Annotated in this window: 13 protein-coding genes; 9 read left to right on the top strand and 4 right to left on the bottom strand. The window is 31.4% G+C overall.

Features of this window, described 5'->3' with window-relative positions:
* Positions 1 to 10 precede the first annotated feature (10 nt).
* On the top strand, positions 11 to 217 hold the full coding sequence (locus tag Z053_RS30690; protein ID WP_081748252.1) for a WCX domain-containing protein: 207 nt from the start codon (positions 11 to 13) through the stop codon (positions 215 to 217).
* A gap of 237 nt (positions 218 to 454) precedes the next feature.
* Here Z053_RS30690 and Z053_RS0110900 read toward each other — a convergent pair whose 3' ends face one another.
* Genes Z053_RS0110900 through Z053_RS0110890 form a run of 3 tightly spaced genes read right to left on the bottom strand, consistent with a single transcriptional unit; the run spans position 455 to position 5,288 of the window.
* Positions 455 to 859, bottom strand: a complete 405-nt coding sequence (locus Z053_RS0110900; protein ID WP_025665047.1) for a hypothetical protein — start codon at positions 857 to 859, stop codon at positions 455 to 457.
* Between the two features lie 6 nt (positions 860 to 865).
* Positions 866 to 2,485, bottom strand: coding sequence for a metallophosphoesterase family protein (locus tag Z053_RS0110895; protein ID WP_025665046.1), 1,620 nt, complete (start codon positions 2,483 to 2,485; stop codon positions 866 to 868).
* Positions 2,463 to 5,288, bottom strand: coding sequence for a hypothetical protein (locus Z053_RS0110890; RefSeq protein ID WP_025665045.1), 2,826 nt, complete (start codon positions 5,286 to 5,288; stop codon positions 2,463 to 2,465). Before Z053_RS0110890 ends, Z053_RS0110895 begins: the two co-directional genes overlap by 23 nt.
* 1,514 nt (positions 5,289 to 6,802) lie before the next feature.
* Between Z053_RS0110890 and Z053_RS0110885 the strand changes: the two genes are divergently transcribed.
* The 8 genes from Z053_RS0110885 to Z053_RS0110845 all read left to right on the top strand — a co-directional run bounded on the left by Z053_RS0110885 (position 6,803) and on the right by Z053_RS0110845 (position 20,891).
* Positions 6,803 to 7,924 carry a LytR/AlgR family response regulator transcription factor gene (locus Z053_RS0110885; RefSeq protein ID WP_025665044.1) on the top strand — a complete coding sequence of 374 codons (1,122 nt, stop codon included), beginning with the start codon at positions 6,803 to 6,805 and terminating at the stop codon, positions 7,922 to 7,924.
* A gap of 199 nt (positions 7,925 to 8,123) precedes the next feature.
* Positions 8,124 to 9,212 carry an HBL/NHE enterotoxin family protein gene (locus Z053_RS0110880; RefSeq protein WP_025665043.1) on the top strand — a complete coding sequence of 363 codons (1,089 nt, stop codon included), beginning with the start codon at positions 8,124 to 8,126 and terminating at the stop codon, positions 9,210 to 9,212.
* Positions 9,213 to 9,241: 29 nt separating this feature from the next.
* The gene (locus tag Z053_RS0110875; protein ID WP_025665042.1) at positions 9,242 to 10,312 is read left to right on the top strand and encodes an HBL/NHE enterotoxin family protein; all 1,071 of its coding nucleotides are present in this window, start codon (positions 9,242 to 9,244) and stop codon (positions 10,310 to 10,312) included.
* A 102-nt stretch (positions 10,313 to 10,414) separates the two neighbouring features.
* Complete coding sequence (locus Z053_RS0110870) at positions 10,415 to 11,218, top strand: hypothetical protein (protein ID WP_025665041.1); 804 nt, start codon at positions 10,415 to 10,417, stop codon at positions 11,216 to 11,218.
* A 1,006-nt stretch (positions 11,219 to 12,224) separates the two neighbouring features.
* A complete protein-coding gene (locus Z053_RS0110860) occupies positions 12,225 to 16,148 on the top strand; it encodes a hybrid sensor histidine kinase/response regulator transcription factor (protein WP_035095840.1) in 3,924 nt (1,307 codons plus the stop codon).
* 198 nt (positions 16,149 to 16,346) lie between these two features.
* Positions 16,347 to 17,285, top strand: coding sequence for an alpha/beta hydrolase (locus Z053_RS0110855; protein WP_025665038.1), 939 nt, complete (start codon positions 16,347 to 16,349; stop codon positions 17,283 to 17,285).
* A 52-nt stretch (positions 17,286 to 17,337) separates the two neighbouring features.
* Positions 17,338 to 19,383, top strand: a complete 2,046-nt coding sequence (locus Z053_RS0110850) for a serine hydrolase (RefSeq protein ID WP_025665037.1) — start codon at positions 17,338 to 17,340, stop codon at positions 19,381 to 19,383.
* 53 nt (positions 19,384 to 19,436) lie between these two features.
* Positions 19,437 to 20,891: a hypothetical protein gene (locus Z053_RS0110845; protein WP_025665036.1), complete on the top strand. Its 1,455-nt coding sequence runs from the start codon at positions 19,437 to 19,439 to the stop codon at positions 20,889 to 20,891.
* 530 nt (positions 20,892 to 21,421) lie between these two features.
* Here Z053_RS0110845 and Z053_RS0110835 read toward each other — a convergent pair.
* Positions 21,422 to 22,456 carry a DUF4405 domain-containing protein gene (locus Z053_RS0110835; RefSeq protein ID WP_035095838.1) on the bottom strand — a complete coding sequence of 345 codons (1,035 nt, stop codon included), beginning with the start codon at positions 22,454 to 22,456 and terminating at the stop codon, positions 21,422 to 21,424.
* Positions 22,457 to 22,482: the final 26 nt, after the last annotated feature.

Raw genomic sequence — 22,482 nt, 5'->3', positions numbered from 1 at the left:
TCCATATGTAATTACTAAACCATTACATCATTCACAAATACTCGAACAGCAAAATGATGATGGCAGTATTATAATAAGTATCAAAGTGAAAATTAATTTTGAATTGGAAAGATTGTTATTAGGTTTTGGGGAGAGTATTGAGGTATTACAGCCCAAACGACTTCGTAAACGAATTAGTGAAAGACTTAATAAGGGTTCTGAACTTTATTTAGATTAACATAAATTTTGCATAAACACAACAATTAGGCATCATCCATTATAAGTTCACTGGCAATGGTAATTGTTATGAATCTACACTTTGTAAAACTCTATACCGTAGAGGAGAAAAAATAATGCATATAGAAAAAAATTATAAATTAACAGAACAAAACGAAAAATAACTTCCCTGTCTGGTTTATCTATTAAGCATATAAATACAAATCAAATAGCTGGATTGAAAAAAAACTTTCTTTATTTAACCCGCAATATAAGTTTCTTTATCGTTGTTATGACGGTATATAAGTGCATCTGCTTCCAAAACACGTAAGGTAATATCCAAAGATTCATCATCTACTTTAATCACATTCTTGTCTTCTTCTAATTCTTGTTTTAAAGAGACACCTTTAATAAAACTGTTTTCAATAAAATGTGATTTATACGTATCTTGTGGTAAATTATAATCACTTACCATTAATTCTTCTAGTTTTTTTCTTGATTCTATATAATTAATATCATTAAGAACATTATCCTTATCATTATCAATAACTATTGAAGTAAGATCTTCAAATGAAATAGCAGGGTAGCTATCTTCTTTTGCATAAGCTAACAAATCATTGAGGATTCCTCTAATAGCAGATGTTATTTTTTTATCTTTTTCCATAATATCTTATACCATGCGTATTGCAAATTTAGCATTTTTTAATTTACTTTTACAAAGATCATTGTTGAAGATGATATATTTAAAATGTTCAAATTTTTTACGAATGATTCGTTTAAGATATTTTTGACTCTCCTTATCTTCCTTATTAGCAAACGAATACATATAAAATATAAATATATCTGAGTGAGAATTATTTTCTTTTAAATAAGCCAATAGTGCTTCAATATAAGAATTTTTTGGTAAATCATCGGGGTTGTTGGAAAAAACATCTTCGATATTATCAATAACAAATAAAATAGGGGTTTTTTCCTCTTTTTTATACGAATATAGCAATAAACCTTTCTTAATAGTGTGAAATTCCAGGTTTTCAGGAAATCCTACTAATTTAAATAGAGCTTCTTTTTTCCAAGATTTGGCACTATTTATTTTTGATTTTAACTCATCATCATCTGATATTAAAATATTAGATGAATCTGCTTTAGATACTTTATGCTCAGAATCATTGATTCTATTATTCGCTTTTATAATTGGGCTACTAATACTTTTCCAATTCTTGTACTCCATACCATATTCCTGGGCTTCCTTCCAAAAGGGGCCAGCTGGATGATAATTGTACCATTTTTCTCTTACTATTTTTTCCTGCTCCTCTATTTCTAAAATTTTAAACCAAGAAAGATCATGATCTTTTTCATGATGATCCAAAAACATCCCAGCTTTAAGCACTAATGTTTTACCGAAAATCAATTCTCCTTCAACCAAAGATGTGTGCTCATGACCTACCAGCATCAAGTCAATATCCGTTTTATTTATAAATTTATTGAATTCACTTTTATCATTAATACTACTATTATATAATTCCTCCCAACTTAGCCAATTATTAGGTGGATGATGTGCTACCAAAATCTTGAAAGAATCCTTATATTCAGATATAAGCTCGTTCTCTAATTTACTAATGTCTTTATTGATGTTACTTAGTGTAAAACCATAAGATTGATTTCCGACTTCTTCAAATATCAATTGTGTTTTATCCTTATCAGCATATATGGTGTTAGAATATGTGTTTTGAACTTTTCTAAAGTTATTATCTCCTTCCATAGCGGAGACTCCAATAGATAACCAGGCGCTATTTAGATTCGTGAATACAATAGTATTATCATTATCATCGGAATAATTATTTGAGAATGTATCACTTGGAGTATTTGAAATATTATTATGAAAATTATTATGAAATTTATTATATTTCATAAAAACGCTGTCATAATAATTTGAATTTATTGTTTTTTCCTTAAACTCTTGGAGTTTGTTTTCTTGCATCCTCCCTCCCTTCATCAAAAAGTTTTGAATTTCTTTTTTAGCTTGCCCCCAATGTACATCGTGATTTCCAGGAACAGATATTATCTTAATTTCCGAAAAAGCATCTTTTATAGGTGCTATTATTTTTTTTGAAAAGAGTTTATAATGTTTGTCATTATCACCTGTATTAGCAATATCTCCACTAATAACTAAATAATCAATATTGCCTATACTTTTTAACTTCCTTTGAAATGCTGTAAGTAAATTTTTGGTGTCATTATTTTCGCTTTCCCCATTCAAATGAATATCGCTAAGCCAGAGTATCCGTTTCATTCTTTTGTTTTTTAGTGAATAATCTTTTTTTGTCTATCATAGCAAAATGCCAAAGAATACTAATAATATTGTTTTTAAGCGCAAAATATTCGTTTTTCAGATCTTCTGAATTGTGAAAAAAACCACCAAATGGATCTATAAAAAGCGAAGCACCTTCCTTACATGTAAAATCGGGTAAAGGTTTTCCTTTTTTACAATCTCTTCGTAGTAACTTAATTGCCCCTCCTTTTTCTTTAAAAAGAGAAAGTGTAGCATGACTCATGCTACAAATAAGATATAACGCCCCTTTTTCTAGTTTAAAAAGTTTTGTTAGCTCTCCTCTATAACCATTTTTACCATCTTCACTTTGAATGTAAAGAGAAGACCAGTTAATTAACTTTAATTGTAGGTAAGCATCCGGAACCGGATAATTATTATCTGGAAAAGGTTTTTTAAGACCTGTCAGTAACTTCATTTCTCCTTTATTAATCTTACCATGTTGATCTGGCAGTTTATTCCTCATCTCTAATTCCATTGTACCTACTGCTACTTGATAATTTGAATTATCCATTTTGAATTTATCAATAAATATATACTCAGAAAACAACCTAATATCTTCTTTAAAATGATTACAATCAATTATTTGTTTAGCAAGTTCATGAATATCCTCAATGGATTCTTGCCATAAATCAAAAAGCTCAGGAACTGGAGATTGCACCAAGTTTTCATCTTCATCATTAAAGAATCTTTTTATTAAACTAATTCGTAATAATTCTTTTTGAAATAACCCTTCATCAGGCAAACCATTATTTTGATAGTGACTACTATCCTGAAGAAAATATGTCCAACTCCAATACTCATACAACTGATAATCGAATAAAAAAGTAAATCCCAACTTGGCTATATCTGCAAAAAAATAAAAGAAATCAAAATTATCAAAATGGACTCTCTGAGTTTCATTTTCATTCAGTTTTTGCCCAATATCCTCATAAACCTTCCTTTTTAAAGTATTAAAATGATTCGTTTTATTATATAAAGGTACAGATACTAGCTCTCCTTTTTCATTCTTTTCAGGTTTGCTTGCTCTTTGTTCAAATCCGTTAATAACTTCCTTAAATAAGGTAGTAAATATCAATGAAGGTTCTAAAAAATGGTATACATTATAATTGACATTGAGAACATTCGATTTTGTGTCTATCGCATTTTGAGTCACTATAATCTGATCTTTAAATCTAGGAAAGAAAAAATTATTAACGGTTTTCACCATAAAGTCATGAATTGTATTGATTTGATTTACGGCACAATTAAAATCAATACTAAACTCATTAATATCTTCGTATAGATAATTGTTATGTACTCTATTATGGTACGCTTCTTCATAGATCTCAAGTATTGTCTTCCACTTTTCTTCAATTCTTCTTACTCCAAAAGTATTTTTATCATTTATATTAGCTCCTGCAATTTTCACAGGATTTAAAAAAAAAGAATCTAGACTATTAATTTCATTGTTTATATCTCTTTCTAGATATAATAGATAGTCTTTTAATTCTATGAATTCGGCGTAGAGGACTATATCAGTAATCAAATTGTTGAAATTATAAAAAGCTTTTAATATTTTCTCTCTCAGTTGTCTTGATATCCCAAGTTTCTTGAGCTTCTCTTTTATACCCGATATATCAATAGTGCATTTTTCGGATAGCACTTCTCCAAAATTAGTGATTCCTAAATCACTAACCTCTTTAGACTCAATATTAAGTTCATTAATATCAAATAAGTAATTCGTTTTTAACTTTCTTATGTGTTGTGCTAACTCATCTCCATTATGGTGATAGAATCTATTAAGATTATAATTTGAAATAAAACTCTCATATTCTTTTTCTTTTACTAAGTAATCTGTTTTACCATTCTTAAACTTTAATTTTGATTCATCAAACACTGAGTTTTTCTTAAGGATATTATATAATGGATTAAGGTGCCCAGGTTTCACCTGAAGTTCAATGGATGATTTAAACATATCATCTTTATAAGGGTTATCTTTGTTATCATATTTTTTATTAAATTCAAAATAATCTACACCAGAATATGAATGAGAATCAACAAAAACATGGCTATGGTCAATTTTTTTTTCTCCATTAGTAGTAAACAAATCATGATACAAGGAATCTCGACTAATGTTCTCAACGTTATTCGCAAGTTCAGAGAGACTTAATTCTCTAAAATCAATAATTTTTCTTTGTAGCTCCTTTAAATCATCTCCAAACTGTATTAATGTTATTTCTGACCAATTAAATGATCGGAATAATAAAAAATCCAACTCGTACTCATTTAAAGCTGAATGAATATGTTTTAACACTTCATCAACAAATTGATCTCCATTACCCAATAAAAGACCATTATTCAATTTAAAGTTTGTAATATGTACATATTTATGCTTCGAAACTTTATTTGTCTTTTTGTTATCAATAGGAAAATAACCTTTCAAACAATTTTCCCCACCTTTTGGAAGGTAATTTTTATCATAATACCCAGTAATAATTTGATAATTAGCAGAAATTTGATCTTCAGATTCACCTATATCAAAAACTTTCTGACAAAACTTATAATTATCTATCAGTGATATAAAAACAACATCGAAGCTACCAAACAAATGAAATATTAAAGGTTTGTAATAAGCTTCTTCAATAGCTCTATTTTCGACTAAATAATCACTATTTTTCTTTATATATTGATCAAAAGTTTTTCGTTTTGCTTCTATGAACTTACTTTCTTTTCCATGCGGAAAAGTGCAATATGCCATATACACAGCAAAATTAGATACCCCCATATTAAATTATTTAAATCCCAGTAAGTTAAATCTACTACTATCGCTTTTAATTATATGAAATTTCTTTCGACATTTTTGATAAATTATATCCTAAGAACAATTACAGATTATTAAAAACTAAACAAATAACCCCTATAGCCATACAATGTATGGCTATAGGGGTTATTTGTAATTCCTACAATATACTAATTATAATTGATTCTGTAAAACACCTTTTACATAAAGAAACCTTTATAACCAGAGTACGACATAAACTAGAATGCATATAAAAGCTTCAATTCGAGCGGTTTTTCAAAATGAAATGGAGAAAAAATGTATCGAGAATAGCTTTTTTAGGAATAAAAATTACTATTCTGAATCCTATGTCAGATCGAATTGACATGATTTTCTTACATTGAATTCACGTCTATACTCACCTTTACTTTCTCAACATTCAACTATATTAAAGCTTCTGATAGAGATCATCAAGTTATCTTTAATTATACTAATGTTATTATTCATTCTCCAAAATAAAAAAATACTATAGTCATGAAACGAAAAAAAACCAAAAATGTAAAAAACAAGGAATTCTTCCTATTTAGATTAACCAGAATATTTGCCTAAACACAACAATTGAGCTTGATCCATTTTATGCCCTAAGGGTGCAATTAATCTTAAACCTATAAATAATTAAAATCAAATATTTATAAAAAAAAGTACACCAACCGTGCTTGAAAATCGTGCTTGACGTGCTGAATTTGATTTTTTAATAAATAAGTAATTTTCTGAAAATCAGAAGCTTAAAATAAAAGAAACAGGACTCGAACCTGTGACCTTCGGGTTATGAGTCCAGAGGTTCGAGATTGGAGTAGGAGAGAGACTTAATTACTACTTGATTTTTATATGATTACCTTTCAAAAAATCATATCAATTTTGTTAAGCTACTTCAAAATAATCTGATAACTCTTTGGTTTTCAGCGCATAACATTGTAGGGATCAACACTAGTTAATCCCTCCGGGGTCACGAATTAGATTAAAATCCCTTGTAAACACTCATTTTTACAAGGGATTTTTTTATAGCGAAATTCATAAACACAATTAACTTATTGATATTTAGAGGTGTGAGGTTTGAACTTTGTATTCGGGTTATGTAAGAAAAAACTTATTTTAGTCTAGTAGCAGGAGAGATTGAACTATCTAACCATTCTATTGACAATTTATTTGAATTAGAAGTATTTATAAGAATCCATTCTAAATTATTAATAGCCTCGTTACACTCTTAACTTCTCATTCATTTTTAGTGGGACAAAAATTCGATTTTTTTCGTGAAGGACATGATGTTGATCCTTAGGAGTTCAATCATAACGAATTGAAACCTTTTGCAATGGTCTCGAATCCTCAACAAGAACAACAACATCAAAAAATGACATATTACTTTTGTGTTAATCAGTTGTTATCGTTTACTTTGATATTCCTTATTAAACTTTTAAGAATGTTTAAATCTTCCTTTTTTAACAGAATAAGTCAGCACTATAATGGGAAAAGATAAGCTGTATTTTTTAACGTTTATTTCTATTGCGCTTATCTTCTTAGCCATGGCCTCATTAGGGATTAATTATAGTGTAAAGATTTGTGTTAATCTGTTGGTTGATTTACAGTTGGAATCTAGTAAGAGAGAAGTCAAAGAAATAGCACGCTTATCGTATTTACAAATAAAAAACGGAGAAAGTGAAGTTGATATCATTGATCGTATTCAAGAGGCTTTATACGAAACAGAGCCCGGAACTACCTTTATTGTAGCTATCAATAAAAATGGTGAAATCTTATCTCATCCAAAACCAGAGCTAATTCATCAAAAAATTATTGCTAGTAGACGTTTAAAGCATTCTATTAGTCAAAGCAGTAGTATCAATGAGATTTATGATATACTAATGGACTATGAAAAAAAGTTTGACGGTGTTTATCAGCCTAAAAATTCTGAGATACTCTACGAAATACCAATAAAGCAAACGAATATTAGTATTGTTTCAGTTGTAAATCTCAACAAACTATTAATACATATTACAAAGCTAAAAAGACGTTTGTATACGATTTTTATATTGATGGGTATTCTAATTATCATCATTTCATTTTTTGCAGTTCGTTTTATTGGTAGTTTTTATGAAAAAGAGCTAGAAGCAAAGAATTCTGATTTAGAGAAAGATATTATGAATCTTACTAAATTAAATTTAGGAGTGTTTAACTATCAGCAAAGAGTTTTTGATGAAGAGCGAAAAATTGAAACATCTTTTTTAAAGACTAATCCCGACTTGAAACAAACGAATAAAAAAAGGTTACTCACTTTTAAAAGAAATGAATTAATTCCTACCAATACTAAAGACATCACATATATAAACACAGAAAACTCTATAACATACGTAGTAAATACCGATGGTAAGAGATCGATAAGTAATTTAAGCTTAGATGAGATTTATAATGATATAGATAACACCCTTTTTTTTAGAGCCAATCGTCAATTTATAGTTCGTATTACAGCTATAAAAAAGATTATCAAATATGGCAATAGCCAGTTAAAAATCTTGATTCATTTTTCTGAAATTGAAATTCTTATTAGCAAGAATAAGGCAGCAGAGTTTAAAAAATGGTTAAACGCTTGAAATAAATAGCCTTTTACGAACCTTAACTCAAAAAACTCAGCCTTAATATTTCCTATTCAACCTTTTTTTTTCGCTTTCACGAAGATTTTAGGTGCTAAAAACAAACAACTTACATAAAATTGAGCAACCAATTCTTAGAGGGATAAACATAATCTTCTCTAAGATTTTAAACTCGTTTTAAATTTAAATATTTATTAGTATGACATTTTCAGATCCGACTATCGAAGCTGCAAAAACACAAACCACTCAAGGTCTTGTATTGCAAGGCTACTGTAATAGCATTTTACAACAACCTTTTGTTGATTTTTCAGAATTCACCAATTTATCAAAGATCCAAACTAATATAAATGATGGGTTGCAAAACGCTAAAGACAATGCGAAAACCTACCTTAATGGCATCCAGAATAATATTATTAGTAATATTAATAGTATTTCTAATTTCTATAATTTGTATTCAGCAGTACCTACAGTCCTTCCACCTGATGCTACCGAAGCACAATGGCTGAGTATTTTACAAGCTATGAAAAGCCAAACAGATACCTTTATTGAAGCCAGTGATCTTGTTATAATAGACTTGGGGAATTTAAATTCGAATATAAATGCAGATGTGGCATTTTTTAATAAAACGATCAATGACCTTAACGCTATCGTTGGTGGTAACGACGGTATGTTAGCTTCTTTAGATAAAGATATTGAAAGACTTGATAAACAAATTGCAGGCACCATTGCAGGGACTGTTATTAGTGGACTAGCCATTGTAGGTGGTGCTGTTATGATTGGTGTTGGAGCCATTGGTAGCCCTTTTACTGCAGGAGGGTCTACCCCATTAATTGCTGGTGGCGTGGCCGTTGTATTGGTAGGTACAGCAGGTACCGTAGCCAGTGCTCTTACGCTTAAAGGCCTCTATGATGCAAAAGCTTCAGTGTTACAACAAAAATCTTCACTAACAAGTGAGGTCAACTTAGCTGAAGGGATTAAAAGTGGCTATAGTTCTTTAGGTTTTGGAGCTTCAGAAGCAGTGACAGCTACCAGCCAAATGAAAAATGCTTGGGTTTCGATTAATAGTGATTTAGATAATCTGTCTCTTAATCTTCAAAATGGTATTATTAGTACGGATAGCGTTAGACAATTATTTTTAACAGCCGCAAATGAAACCATTCCATTCATCCTTGAAGATGTTAGTTTGATAAAACAACAAATGGCAGGTGTAAATGTAAGTGTTAGTGCTGAAGATATGAATGTTGGGGAATATGCTGTGCATTTAGCGGAGCAAGCAACGGCTGCCTAAAGAATTTTTTAATTACTAAAAACACAGTTATGGAAATTTTAAGAAATCATATAAAAAATATAGAAGCCTCACAAAAAGAAACGACTACAAATGGTCTTGTATTACAGAGTTATTGTAATTCTATTTTACAGCAACCGAACTTAGACTTTTCTTCATCTGAAGATTTAGTAGGTATACAGAATAGTATAAATGATAGTATTGAGAACGCTAAAGAAAGTGCCAACAGTTACTTAAGTGATATAAACCCTAAAATTATCAGCTCGCTATCTGACCTTAAGAGTTATTTTACAGTCTATCGTGTGGTACCTGTTACCTTACCAGAGGGGGCTACTGTAGATCAATGGTTATCTGTGCTTACGGTAATTAAAGGCCTCACTGAGAATAACCTTAGAAATAGTGAAGTCATAGTACAAGGGTTAAATGATTTAAGTATTCGACTAAAAGCAGATGCCATTGCATTTAATGAATTAGCACAAAAAGCAAATGAAATGATCTCAGGCGACCAAGGAGAGCTAGCAGATATATCTGATGAACTTAAGTCTATCGATCGTAGTATCAATGCGCAAATTTCAGCCATTGTTGGTGAAGGGATTGCTATTGCAGGGGGAGCCGTGATGATTGGTATGGGTGCTATTGCTTCGCCGGTTGGAGCCGAACTGATTGCTGGAGGGGTTGTTACTGTAGCTGCAGGTGGAGCTTTACTGGCTGCTTCTATTATAGAATTGAAGGATTTATACAATCAAAAAAATGGTTTATTTCAATCTAAAGCAACATTGGAACAAGAAATCTTGCTATTGGGAGGTATCGAATCTGTAATGGACAGTCTATCAGATCAAGCTAAAATTGCAGCAGAAGCGTCTGAAGGAATGACGACTATTTGGAAGGATGTATCAGTAAATTTAGACCGTTTGATCAATGATTTAACAAATGGCATCACTAGTACTGATGAGGCTAGAACTTTCTTTTTAAATAGCGCAAATAATGAAATAGCGGATTTACAAGACACTATAACAACGATTACCCAACAATTGGCGGGTGTTGTGACCATTACCTTGCCAGAAGGAGAAACTGTTATTGATTACCTAGAGAAGGTAAGCTAGTAATATTTTAATCCAAAAAGGTTGTCTACTTAAATAATTCATATAGGTTAGACAACCTCTTTACTCAATTTAGTATAATTAAACTTATTCATAGAAATCAAAATGGTAAAAGGGTATTTATCACAGCTTGTTAACGTAATTAAGGAGTATCAAGTTCAACTTAGTAAAGGGGAAACATTACCAGTTGAATCTGAAAAAATCAAACAACAAGCATTACTTATTATTGATGAAAGCGTTTCTTCAATTCAGAATGTTCAAAAATTGCTACAAAAACAAGCAAAATCTATACATAATGATTTGTTACAAGCATTATCAGTGGTCTATACCGATAAAGAAAAATGTTTGTTATTGCTATCCAGAGTTGATAAGATGGTATTGGAAGCGAATCATGGTCTTAACGAAGAGTTAAAAAAGAATTACATTATTCAAGAACATTTTTTTTCTTATTCACAAGAATTACATAAGCATTTTAAAGCATTAGAAATTGAAGATGCTAAAATTAGGGTTGAAGCTCAAAAAGCCAAGGATAAGGCAAAAAAATATGAAAAGGAACGCTATTATTTTTTGGCACTTGGCCCCTTTGGATTAGCAGGCTTGGCCACTGCAACAGGACTTTTTACATCGTGGAGTACCAAAGCAAGTAATGCTAATAAAAAGGCATCGAAGAGTAAGGCGCAGCTTGAAGGATTAGAAGCATCTCGAGATCAGATTAAAATGACCCAAGATAGTTTTGGGTTATGCATAGGCGCATTGTCAGGGGTAAAAAATAGCTTAGTGTTTCTATCATCAGGGCTTCACAATATTATGCAAAATAGTGGGAATGAAAATGAGACTCTAACACTATTAGCACTTTATCTAAATGCATCTATTAGCGAAGTTACAATACTTATGCAGGATATTGCTTAATCCTCAATTCATAGAGATAAATACTCACAAAAAGGAATTCAAAAATGGGCTAGACTAGAAGGGTCTAGGAGAAAGAAATATAGGGCGAAATTCTACTCTGAAGAATGGTTGTCGCAGAAATATACCAGAGTTTTCCAACCATCCACATCGGGATTTTGAGTTAAGTCATAAGGATTTGTAAATAACTCTTATTTTGAACTATACTAAGACTGTGCTTCAGAATTGTTGAATAAAAGCAACTTATAAGACCCTGAAACAAGTTCAGGGTGACGACTCAATTACATACCCCTGAAAAAACTCAAATACTTTTTCAAAATTAGTATGATTAAGAATTTAGTCTTTTTATGTTCTTGCTCTGTATGAATGTTCGTTTCCATTAATCACATTTTATTTTCGTCATACATAGCATTAGATATGCCTAACATAACTCCGGTTTTTGCCTAAACATAACTTTTTGGGAATGATCCTTGATAATTATGTGTTCTTAGAAACACGTTCCAAACGAAATGACACTCATTAGAATAGTACTAAAAATATTTAACAGTATGACATATAGCTTTTGATTTTAAAATTAGTATAAATTACTGAATTTGAGTGCTTAACAGGGTTTGGTGCTTGCAAAGGAGAGCTGAACGGGATCAACTTTAGTTAATCCCTATGGGGGTCACTACTAATTAAAGTCCCTTGTAAATACTAGTGTTTGCAAGGGGTTTCTTGTTTTTGATACATTTCTATACTTAAAAACAGAGCGTGGTATCATTATTGCACGATTTGTTTTAGAAGTTTGAACTCGATCATTTTCACAATCACGGCCACAAGTTGCAATTTCTTGAACAGGCAAAGAGCGCATAAATATGGGGTATTTACCCTTTGTAATTTAAAAAAAGTGTTTCTAGATTTGATCTCATACCGTTTTGTATATAAAACAAATAATAATTAACTTAATTATTGTTATTCTCTTCATTTAACGGGTTTATCGTATATACCTAATAATTAATTAAACTAAATGAAATGGATCAATATATTATTAGTACTTAGTGTATGTTTTTTGATGCATTGTTCAGAAGTTTTTTCTCAAGAGCAAAATTCATACTATGTAAGACACTACGATATTTTCAATGGCTTGTCGAATAACTGGATATCAGAAATTTTTCAGGATCAAGATGGTTTCATTTGGTGTGCTACTCAGAACGGATTAAATCGATTTGACGGTGAAGATTTTACAGCCTATACCTATCGTCCAGGCGACACTATGAGTCTTGGCGCTAATTGGGTGAGGTCAGTCATTCAACTTAAGAATAAACAATTCTTTTTAGGTACTCATGGCAATGGTTTAAATCAAATGGATCCGTATTTAGAACTGTTTTCCAGTCCATTACCTCAGTCTAAAATCGAAGAAGAAATTGTTGTTATTAATAAATTAGCTAAAGATGAAGGGGAAAACCTTTGGATTTCTTCTTCAAGCGGTGCTTTTTGTTATAATCCCGAATCTAAAAACCTAAAACAGTTGTATAAATACAGAGTCTCGGATATTTCTGTGTTTAGCGGTGCTACTCCTTTGCTGACAACACCAAAAGGAATATTCATTGTAGAAAAAGACAGCACGTATCAATTACCACTGTTAAAAGATAAAAATGTTACAGCTGTTTTCAGGATACAAAAAGATAGTATTCTCGCTTTTGCAGATCATACTTTATATCTTCTCAAAGAAATAAAGAATACATGGTATCAAGAGAATTTGTCATTTAAAACCACATTTGCTCCCACTACATATAGCAAACCATTTATCTTTCAGGATAAAGCTGATCAGATTTGGGTTAACGGAGGGCAATGGATATGGAGATTTTCTCATGACCTTCAATTACAAGAATCTTTTGAACTATCTTCTTTATTACATTTTAATCTTTCGGATAGGTTAAATGCTCATTGTATGTTTCAGGATAAGGAAGATAATTACTGGATAGGGACTAATCTTGGAGTTTTTCAGCTTATTCCACATAAAACCTTTAGACATCCAATGTTAGAGAAATTGGGAATAACTCTAGGAGGGGTTCGAGAAATTGTGGAGTGCAATGAGCAAGTTTGGTTTGCAACCTCAGAAGGTTTATATGTATGGAAAAAAGAAACCATGGAAAAACCTCAATTGATCTACAAAGACAGAATAATAGCGATGCACTGTACTAGCGATGATTTTCTTTATGCAATTCCTACTAAAAGTGCTAAGGTAATATCATTGCTGAAAATAGATACAAATACTAAATCTGTTGAGAAGATTCCTATAACATTACCATCTATTAGCTGTTGGCGAATCGTAGAAGATAAAAATAAGCGGCTATGGATTGCCGAATGGAATTATATGGTGGCCTATGATCTAAAAGATCAGGATTATTTTGCAGTCTCTCTAAAAAAGAACGGTGTTGACCTCGATCTTCGTATTATAGATATGCTAATAGATAATATTGATAATTTATGGATAGGAACTATGAGTGAAGGGCTTATCAAAATCTCAAATATTAGTACTCTTGATAAAAACAGACCCCCTAAATATCAACAGTTTCTTTATGACAAAGACGACCCTTATAGTATAAGCTCTAATTTGATACAATCCATTCATCAGAGTAATGATGGAAAACTGTGGATAGGAACAGATGGAGGATTAAATTGTTTTGATCCTCAGCGAGAACAGTTTCAACGGTTTATAAGAAATGATCAAATGCCAGATGATAAAATTCTAAATGTAACCAGTGATAAAAATGGAACTCTTTGGTTAAGTACGGTCAGTAATGGAATTACTTCTTTTGAACCGGAGAACAATGAATATCGCACCTATACTACAAGAGATGGTTTGTATGATAATTCTATGTTATTAAGTTCCGTTTTTCAGAATGAAAAAGGATATATTTGGATGGGAAGTACTAGTGGGGTGCAATATTTTCATCCAGATCAAGTCACACAACGGCCTAAAATTAAACCTAATTTAAAGTGGTTGTCCTATACCAAACATCAATCCGATACACTACAAGTTTTTCGTTTCCCTTCAGAAGGAGCTTCAAAAGAGAACCCTATTAAGGTTACATCAAAAGATCAAATTATTACGTATCAATTTTCTGCACTAACATACAAAGAACCCCAAAATGTACGGTATCGGTTTCAGCTAGAGGGATATCATAAAGATTGGCTGCCTATTCAAAAAAGCGGAGTAATTATTATGTCCAATGTGCCTAAAGGTACCTACAAGTTACTAGCAGAAGCATTTGATGTTAATGATAGTTGGCGTAGCGTTCATGACCCAATTCATATTCGGGTAATTCCTCCGTGGTATCAAACAAATTTAACCTACTCATTATATGCATTATGTATAGCCATACTACTATTTACAGGATATGGTTTGCAATTACGAAGAAAAATAGCAGTCTCTGAAAAAATACATTTTAAAGAGTTATCACAAACGAAAACAAGATGGTTTACTCAGATTGCACATGAGTTTAGAACCCCTTTAACTGTTATATTGGGCGCTATAGATCAAATGAAACATAAATTACCCGGTCGACTCAATAATCAACTTGACACACATTTTACACAGATACAAAATCAAACCAATCACTTATCAAAACAGGTTGGCCAGATTCTTGAAATTGCCCAAATGAAAGAGAATCGACTAACAATACAAAATATTATTGGAGATTTTATTGCTTTTCAAAATTATATAGTAAAGTCTTTTTCTTCGTTGGCTGCATCTAATCAAGTACAACTTCAGTTTTCTACACCCAAAGACACCTTGTATACTTCCTATGACGAAGATAAATGGCAGAAAATTACAGCAAACTTGATATCTAATGCTATTAAGTATACGAAAAAAGGAGGAAATGTAATAGTAACTGTTGATTTTATAGATGCTACGCCACAACCCATGATTCAACTTTGTGTAAGTGATACAGGAATAGGGATATCTTCTGAATTTATGCCTCATCTATTTGATTCTTTTACCCAAGAACGAACAGGAAGAATTAAAGGAATAGGTTTAGGGTTGGCATTGACTAAGGAGTTGGTGGAACTCATGGGTGGAGAAATTACCGTAAAAAGTAAAAAAGGGAAAGGAAGCAAGTTTAAGGTACTGATTCCAGGAACAAAAATAACTCATGAACCAGGAGTCATAGCAAAAACAAGCGTTCAAGTCTTAGAAGAAATGTCTAAATCCTTAATCCTCATTGCCGAGGATCATCAGGAGGTTAGAGCATATATTAGGTTTTGTTTAGCACCAACCTATCGATTGCTTACTGCAACCAATGGCCGTGATGCCTGGCAATTGTGCCAAGAGCATATCCCCGACTTAGTCATTTCTGATGTAATGATGCCTGAATGGAGTGGATTACAATTAGGGAGTGCGATTCGGGAACATTTAGCTACTAACCATATCCCTCTTATCCTATTAACTGCAAAAACAAGTCACGATAACCAATTAGAGGGACTAAAAATTGGTGCAGATGCCTATCTTACTAAACCATTTGATCGAGAAGAATTGTTGATACGAGTAAATCATTTGATTGATACCCAAAATAAATTACGAGAAAAATACCAACAAGGAGATTTTAGCCCAAATTCTAATCATAAAAATATTGATGCCTTTATACAATCAGTTATTAAGATCGTGCATAAAAATATGGATAATGATGACTTTAGTGTTCCTCAGTTAGCTGATCAATTAAATATCAGTAGGGTACATTTATTCAGAAAGGTTAGAAACATAACAAATATGTCTCCTACCAAACTTATTAGAAGTGTACGATTACAAGAAGCTAAGAGGTTATTGAGTAAAAAGGAACTAACCATTGCAGAAATTTCTTATCAAACTGGCTTTAAAGATCCTGCGTATTTTACCAGAGTTTATGGAAAGGAATTCGGAAAAACCCCTTCAGAATACAGAAATTAATTCTCTTACGCCCTTATTTTATTATACTTTCCCGCACATGTAACTACAGTACAGGTTTTGGTAACCAGAGTACAATACACTACACTTCATATTTACTAGCTTGCGTAACATTATTTATATAAAAATTGAGATTTCTTTTTTTGAAATAACCCATCCCCATCAGTTTTATTAAGTCATAACTCTTTAAAATTTAGCATTATGAGAAAAATGTTTATACTATTAGCTTATGGTATTCTGTTATTATGCTCTTGTGATAAGGATGATAATACTGCATTTGATGAATCTTCAAAATTTAAATATGTCTTTGCAGATAACTCATTAAATAAAGAAAAAACCATTGAATACAAATCTATTAATGGGGTAGATCCGAATCTTTTAAGCTTGGATATCTATTATACTAAAGACACAGATAAGAAAAAGCCAATTGTCATTTATGTTCATGGTGGCGGTTGGTGTTTAGGTGATAAAAAAAATAACATCGAGAAGAAAGTATCCTTGTTTCAATCGCAAAATTGGCTTTTTATAAGCCTTAATTATAGACTTAGCCCATTTCCCTATCAATTATTTAATATAAACAGAGTAAAATATCCAGACCACAATAACGATGTAGCAGATGCTATAGAATGGGTTTATGATAATATTGATCAATATGGCGGGAATCCTGAAAAGATAGTGCTTTTGGGCCATAGTGCTGGTGCTCATTTGGTATCGCTAACGGGTACAAATAAGAGTTTTTTAGAAAAACAAGAGGTATCATCTTCTATTATTAAAGGAGTAGCTTCTATAGACACAGAAGGGTATGATGTTTTAGAACAAATAGTGGGTAACAAATATGAAAATAGACTATATATTAACGCATTTGGAGTAAATCAATCTCAATATATAGATGCCTCACCCATACATAATCTGATACATAATACTTCTTATCCAAATTTCTTTATTGCCAAAAGAGGATCTGCTGAGAGAAAAGCGATTGCAAATCAATTTATTGAAGCATTGAAAAATGCTTCTATTTCGGTTTCTCAAGTCGATGGAAGTGTTTATACACATTCTGAAATTAATAGTGCTATTGGTGAAAAAAATGAAATGATCATTACTCCACCCTTAATTGAATTTATTAAAGATTGCTTCGAGTGAAAGTGCAATTACAACAACTTCATTAAATCAGAACTTTTAAGAATATAATAAAATGAAAAAAATAACTCTAATACTAACGCTATTATGCGGATGTATCGCATTTGCCCATGCATATAATACAGAAACCATCAAGTGTTTTAATAATGCTACAAGAGAGATTGAAGTAGTACCTTTTGTATTCAATGACGCTTTATTTAATGAAATAATTCATCAGAAACTATTCAATAAAGTAAAAGGATATTCCCTAGTTATAGGCAATAAGAAAGGAATTAAAGCCAAAGTATCTGGTGGCTGGGCCAAAATACCAGGAGATGGAAATCTACCTATGAAAACAAATGTTGCCTCAGGAATAGGTTCTGTCTTTAAAACCATATCTGCTGTAGCCTTGCTAAATATTTTTAGCCGTCATATCCATTCTTCTAAAACGGTGCAAGAACAATTAGATATGAAAATGATTCACCAACTCCCCGATCGGTGGAAAGCTAAATTTACAGATACAGGGATTGAAAAAATTTCTTACAGAAACCTACTCACTCACAAATCAGGAATCAGTAAAAACAAAGAGGCAATAGAAAAAGTAGAGCAAATGGGACTTGCCTACGAAAAAGGGTTTTACCATTACTTAAATATGTCTTATGGTTTTAAAGAATCAAATGTTGGTATAAAAAGAAAATATGAAAACACAAATATAGGGCTCTTAGTGTGGTTAATTCCCTCGTTAGCCTATCCACAGAAAGTAAAGAATATTCAGAATACTTATAATCATATCAATGATCCTAAAAAGCATTCTCAAAAGATGATAAAAGAGTATGCCAAACTTTATGAAAAATATATAAGAGAACATATTTTTAGTAAAGTAACACCCAAAATCAAACCTATATATAAACCTACAAATAATGTGAAATATGCTAAATATTATCATACCAATGGTTCGTCTGGAGTTATTGATAATTCACATGCACGTGCACAAGGAGGTTGGATGATTTCTGCACAGGATTATGCCAATTTCGTTAGAACCTTCTACCATACCAATACATTTTTTGGTCCTATAACCAGAAAATCACTCTATGTAGATGACACAAAAGAAACCCGTGATAATATGATCGTATTTTCGGGGCAACTATTTGATGATAGGTTTGCAGATACTACAGAGTATTACCCTTCTCACAATGGAGCCGAAGATCAATATAGAGCTGTATTTACAATACTTCCAAATGATTATTATGCCATTATTATGGTCAATAGTGCCATAATGAAAAATAGTAATGATAAAAAAACGGATATCACTAATGAAGTTATAAAGGATATCGTTTTTGATGCCTTTTATGAAACGACCAGAGGAAAACCTATAAATCTAGATAGACATGGTATCCCAGAGGCCGAATACTACAGGATTTTAAAGGTAATGGATAAAAATGGTTCTGCCGTGGTGTGGGCAGATTTTTATGATGTTAATGGAAAAACATATGTCAATGCTATTTTTAGACCTGCTATAAAAAAATGGTTGTCCAGACACGATCTTTCAACTTCTGCTTATCAAGGTGTATATGATGAATATTGGAATCAGGGATACCGACCAATACATATTGACACCTATACAAAAGGAAACCAGATTAAGTATTCTGTTATTATGGAAAAAACGAATGCTGAAAACTATAGAGCTTTTCATAATAAACCTCTTACGGTATTTAAACAGAAATTAGACAGTTATAAAAACGAAGGATATGTCCCAATGAATATCACATGTAGTTCTAATGGTGAGAATGAAATATTTGCTGCCTCATTTAAGAAAGCTCCAAATTCTAATTGGAAAGTGAAATATTCCTTACCTATATCAAATCTGAAACCAACAATAGACGATATGGAAAGTAAAGGAATGATTCCCATATCTGTAAATGCTTATACTCATAAAGGTAAAAACTATTGTATTGCCATTTTTATAAAACAACAGCAGAAATACAGGTACGTTGTGGGCAAAGGATTAATAAAATATCTGAAAGCTTTTGAAAAGAATACTAAAGAGGGCTATGATCTAAAATCGATAACAGGATATGGCGAAGGGTCTAAGCATCGATTTGCAGCATTATGGTGGAAATAAGCAAACGTATTACCGGTAATTTTTTAAATATTAACTTTTAAAATCATACACTTATGAAAACAATTAAAATCATGGATATTATTCTTGTGTTAGTTATACTTGGTTTCCTTTCATGTGAAAAAGCCGATGTAATTAAAGAAGATGTGGAGCAGCAATCTCTTGAGGAGGATCAAAATGTTTCGATAACTCTAGAAAACGAAAATAAAATTTCATTCTTCAAACATGAAATAGATGAGGTTTTTATTCTCGAAGAGAGCAATTGTTCTAATTGCTCGGTTCTCGAAAACATTATTGCTATTACAGGAAAAGAATTATCCGAAGCAGAAATTTTTTGGGCATTATCCAAGCCAGAAGATGTAGTTCCAGCATTTTTACAGATGAATCGGGTTCTGAGCAAAACCTCTTCAAAACCTCAAGGATGGGCAAGGAATAAGGTTCAAAAATATACTAAGGGGTTCGAAAACCCTACGCCTAGCCCTGTGATTGCGTGCAAAAACAGTAATTTTACCAGTGCTATTGCTGGAGGATTTTTAGGAAACCCAGAATTTGTAAAATTAGACAAAAAACCACTTACATATTCTAATTTTACAAATGACTGCAATAATCTTTCTGATGATATGTGCCAAAAAGGGAAGAGATATCGTTATTCGGCTACTTTTAACAATATTAAAAAATGGAGAGGAAAAATATGTGCTAGATCTGTTCAGAATTCAAACAATGATCATTATCTTCCTAATATTATTTGTGATAGTCCTCCCTGCACAGCATATCGTGGCCCAGTATTGTATTTCGAATTTAAAAAAGATGGGGTTTGGAAACCAATTAAAGTGTCAATCCAACAAGGTATTGAAATACCCGCAAACAAAACCAAAGCATATAGTTTTTATAAAAATGCATCAAAAAAAAGATCTTATAGAATACGGGTAAAAAATGCTATGAAACTTGATGAATTTGATTTTATGATGGATAAAGCAGGAACAGATTCTTCTGGAGGTTCTACTGGAGGTGGAGGTTCTACCCAAAATGAAGACGTTATCCCTGATTATATAAGTATAAACGATAATAATAGAATCATTGTCGACTTCACCAACGCTCCTGATGATACCCAGACTCCTCGGATAAGTATTCATAGAGATGCATTGAAAAGTAATGATTCTATGTACCATTACTTTGATAATAATGGAAATATTATTCTTCCTAAGAACTTTTGTGGGATCAGGGTAAAAAGAGCGGGCAGTTTTCAGTGGCAAGACAAAAACGAGAATGTGGTTAATGATAGTGTATTTAATAAGGTAGGTGATTTGAATAATTATGGAGAGTATAATGAATTATATGCTTTAGAGGGCATCGAATTCATCGGTCCACTAGATAATTGCAAGGATACTAACTCTAATTGGTTTTTCAAATTCCCACTAACGCATAGTAACAGCCCCACAGTTTTTACAGAGCCACTAAAACTTATTATAGAAGGTGTAGATTCTGGTTCAGAAATTATATTTTTAGAATAAAATTCTATCAATTTTCGTAATAGTTTTGCAAAAGAGATCTCTATAAACAAAATAACTTTTTTAATTTCAAGATGTTATACGATATCAAGGAACAGGACTCGAATCTGTGACCTTTGGGTTATAAGTCTTAAGGTTCAGGTTTTATTATAAATGATAATGAAAGAATAGAGCTTTTTAATGAATAAGTATAAATATCATGTCAAATAATGATTTTTTAAATTGACTGATAGTCTAATGATTAAGGCAATATCTTCTTCTAAAAAATTTAAATTCGTTCCCTCTGGGGTCACTACTAATTAAAATCCCTTGTGAAAACTAGTTTTTACAAGGGATTATTGATTTTTGTAAAATAATACTAAGATTATAAATTGCCAATAATCAGTATTAAAAAATTTAAATTCGTTATTTAGCTATATTAGGAAAAGGTTTGCTTTTGAAAATCTTCTTTACTTTTTCTAATATTTCTTCTTTTTTCAGGTTCAAGAGAATTTAAAGTAGAATCGAGATAAGTTAGCATATCTTCAATTTTATTATTTAACAATTTTTACAATACCTCTATCAATAATATCTAATGCTGTTGTGATGTTAGACATATCGGTAAACAACTCATCTGTTTTTCCTGAATGATGACTATGCCCAATTGGCTCGAATAAAAAGTTCTTAGACAGCCCAAATTTATCTAAATCTACATCAACTGCATAAACAATAGCAGGTTGACCAACTCTACCTGAACCACTATAAATACTATCATTTGGAAAACGATCTTTACTATAATATTTGTTCCAGTTAAATGATTGATTGACCTCCATTAAAACTCTAAATTTTTTCAATTTTCCAAGTTTCGCTTTAGAATTAATGATGAAATCATAGGTTGGAGTTGCACCAGAAACAGCATCGATATCGTAAACTTTTCCTAAAGGAATAAATAATCCGTCAGAAGCTCTAATACCTCTTTTGTGCGACCAATATGGTAGCGATTCTGGGCGACGAACAATAGCGGGTTTCCAAATTCCGTTTTTGTCTGGTTTACCATTTACATACTTACTTGTTGCAATAGATTTGGGTACAAATAAACTTTCAATATAATTTCCGTCTATATCTTCTACCCAAATTACCATCATTGCATAACGAAATGCGTCCCCTATTTTTACATCTATCTCTACCGCAACTTCGTTAATTTCATTTTTTATGCTAATACTTTGCGTTCCGTCTTCTAATGTTTCTTTTCCTTGTAGACTATTACGATATTCATTTCCGAAATCATAAATTTTGTTAAATCCAGAAACATTAAATAACAATCCTGTGAACAAAATTCCTGCAATAAAAAGTAATGTGATAAAACGAACATTCAAAAAGTTATTCTTTGAATTTATACTGTACATTTTTAATGACTTTATATTGTTGATGATATGAAAAACTACCAAAATCGAAAATAGAAAACCAAAAACTGTATGCATTGATGCCGTAATTTTGTAATAAGGTTTTATATACATAAAAACTCCTGTTATGCTCAATATTAAAAATATTATAGCAATACTTATACTTACTAATTTTCTAGATTTCATCTGTTCTTTTTTATTGTTCTTTATAT

The organism is Aquimarina megaterium XH134 (assembly GCF_000520975.1).
GTDB classification, from domain to species: Bacteria; Bacteroidota; Bacteroidia; order Flavobacteriales; family Flavobacteriaceae; genus Aquimarina; species Aquimarina megaterium.
This window is presented reverse-complemented; position numbering and strand designations above follow the sequence as displayed.

Coding starts and splice junctions, on each gene's coding strand:
- Z053_RS0110900 (WP_025665047.1), bottom strand. CDS start 859: ATGGAAAAAGATAAAAAAATAACATCTGCTATTAGAGGAATCCTCAAT.
- Z053_RS0110895 (WP_025665046.1), bottom strand. CDS start 2,485: ATGAAACGGATACTCTGGCTTAGCGATATTCATTTGAATGGGGAAAGC.
- Z053_RS0110890 (WP_025665045.1), bottom strand. CDS start 5,288: ATGGGGGTATCTAATTTTGCTGTGTATATGGCATATTGCACTTTTCCG.
- Z053_RS0110885 (WP_025665044.1), top strand. CDS start 6,803: ATGGGAAAAGATAAGCTGTATTTTTTAACGTTTATTTCTATTGCGCTT.
- Z053_RS0110880 (WP_025665043.1), top strand. CDS start 8,124: ATGACATTTTCAGATCCGACTATCGAAGCTGCAAAAACACAAACCACT.
- Z053_RS0110875 (WP_025665042.1), top strand. CDS start 9,242: ATGGAAATTTTAAGAAATCATATAAAAAATATAGAAGCCTCACAAAAA.
- Z053_RS0110870 (WP_025665041.1), top strand. CDS start 10,415: ATGGTAAAAGGGTATTTATCACAGCTTGTTAACGTAATTAAGGAGTAT.
- Z053_RS0110860 (WP_035095840.1), top strand. CDS start 12,225: ATGAAATGGATCAATATATTATTAGTACTTAGTGTATGTTTTTTGATG.
- Z053_RS0110855 (WP_025665038.1), top strand. CDS start 16,347: ATGAGAAAAATGTTTATACTATTAGCTTATGGTATTCTGTTATTATGC.
- Z053_RS0110850 (WP_025665037.1), top strand. CDS start 17,338: ATGAAAAAAATAACTCTAATACTAACGCTATTATGCGGATGTATCGCA.
- Z053_RS0110845 (WP_025665036.1), top strand. CDS start 19,437: ATGAAAACAATTAAAATCATGGATATTATTCTTGTGTTAGTTATACTT.
- Z053_RS0110835 (WP_035095838.1), bottom strand. CDS start 22,456: ATGAAATCTAGAAAATTAGTAAGTATAAGTATTGCTATAATATTTTTA.